The sequence below is a fragment of the Oleiphilus sp. HI0125 genome (genome assembly GCF_001635355.1).
The window spans coordinates 1-1756 of record NZ_LWGF01000137.1; the positions used below are offsets into that span (position 1 = coordinate 1).

The following is a 1756-nucleotide window of genomic DNA, read 5'->3' on the forward strand; positions in this document are numbered from 1 at the left end:
CACGGTTCAGCGTGCGGTTGAGAGCGGCGATTATGGTGTTTACAAAGAATACGCAGACTTAGTGAATAATCGTCCTGCTGCTACATTGCGTGATATGTTTGGTTTGAAGCAAGGTATTTCTCCTATCTCCTTGGACGAGGTAGAGCCAGTTGAAAATATCTTCCCGCGTTTTGACTCTGCAGCGATGTCTTTGGGGGCGTTGTCTCCTGAAGCACACGAAGCATTAGCTGTTGCGATGAACACTCTAGGTGGCCGTTCTAACTCTGGTGAGGGTGGCGAAGATGTCGCGCGTTATGGAACTGTTAAACGTTCTAAGATCAAGCAGGTTGCTTCGGGTCGTTTTGGTGTTACACCGCATTATCTAAGCAGTGCTGAAGTTATTCAGATTAAAGTTGCTCAGGGTGCAAAACCTGGTGAAGGTGGTCAGTTGCCTGGCGGTAAAGTCAACGACTTGATCGCAGAGCTTCGTTATTCTGTACCTGGTGTGACGTTGATTTCTCCTCCGCCTCATCATGATATTTATTCTATCGAGGATCTGGCTCAATTGATCTTCGACTTGAAGCAGGTTAATCCCGATGCGCTTGTCTCTGTGAAACTTGTTTCTGAGCCAGGTGTCGGGACGATTGCTGCTGGTGTTGCAAAAGCTTACGCTGACTTAATCACTATTTCGGGTTACGACGGTGGTACTGCTGCTAGTCCATTGACCTCTATTCGTTATGCAGGCTCTCCTTGGGAGCTAGGCTTGAGCGAAGCACATCAAACGCTTCGCGGTAACGACTTACGTGGTAGCGTTCGTTTACAAACAGATGGTGGTCTTAAAACGGGACTTGATGTTGTAAAAGCTGCGATGTTGGGTGCTGAGAGCTACGGTTTCGGTACAACGCCGATGGTGGCTCTAGGTTGTAAATACCTCCGTATTTGTCACTTGAATAACTGTGCAACAGGTGTTGCTACGCAGAACGAAAAACTGCGAGAAGAGCACTTTAAAGGCACTGTCGAAATGGCGATGAATTTCTTCCGCTTTGTGGCTGAAGAAACGCGTGAATGGATGGCTAAGTTAGGTGTTCGTAGTCTTGAAGAACTCGTAGGCCGCACAGATCTTCTCGAAGCATTAGAAGGCTCGACTGACAAGCAGAAGCAACTCGATCTTAGCGCTATTTTATCGGATGGTGGGGTAGCAGAAGATAAGCCGCACACCTGCGAAGTCGTGCGTAATGTGCCTTTCGATCAAGGCTTGTTAGCGGAGCGTATGGTTGAGGAATTGCTTCCAAGTATTGAAGGTAAGAAGGGCGGTGAATTTAGTTTCAACGTGACTAACTGTGACCGTTCAGTTGGTGCTCGTCTGTCTGGCGAAATCGCTAAACGTCACGGTAACCAAGGTATGAGCGAACAAGCAATTACGCTCAAGCTTAATGGTACTGCAGGCCAGAGTTTTGGTGTGTGGAATGCTGGCGGCCTGAACATGGATCTAGAAGGTGATGCAAACGATTATGTCGGTAAAGGCATGACCGGCGGTCGTCTTGTGATTCGTCCGCCAGTAGGAAGTGTATTTAAGACTCAAGAAACGTCTATTGTCGGTAACACCTGTTTATACGGTGCAACCGGTGGTGAGATGTTTGCTGCAGGTACTGCTGGTGAGCGATTTGGTGTACGTAACTCCGGTGCTGTAGCAGTAGTCGAAGGTGCTGGTGACCACCTTCACCAGGTTTTGCACCCTGAGCAACTTTAATCTGAATAACTTCAGCACTGCTTAGAT

General features: G+C 48.0%; 1 pseudogene. It reads left to right on the top strand.

From position 1 onward, the window contains the following. Positions 1–1696, top strand: a pseudogene (gene gltB / locus A3762_RS28145) (glutamate synthase large subunit); the annotation flags it as partial. Positions 1697–1756: the final 60 nt, after the last annotated feature.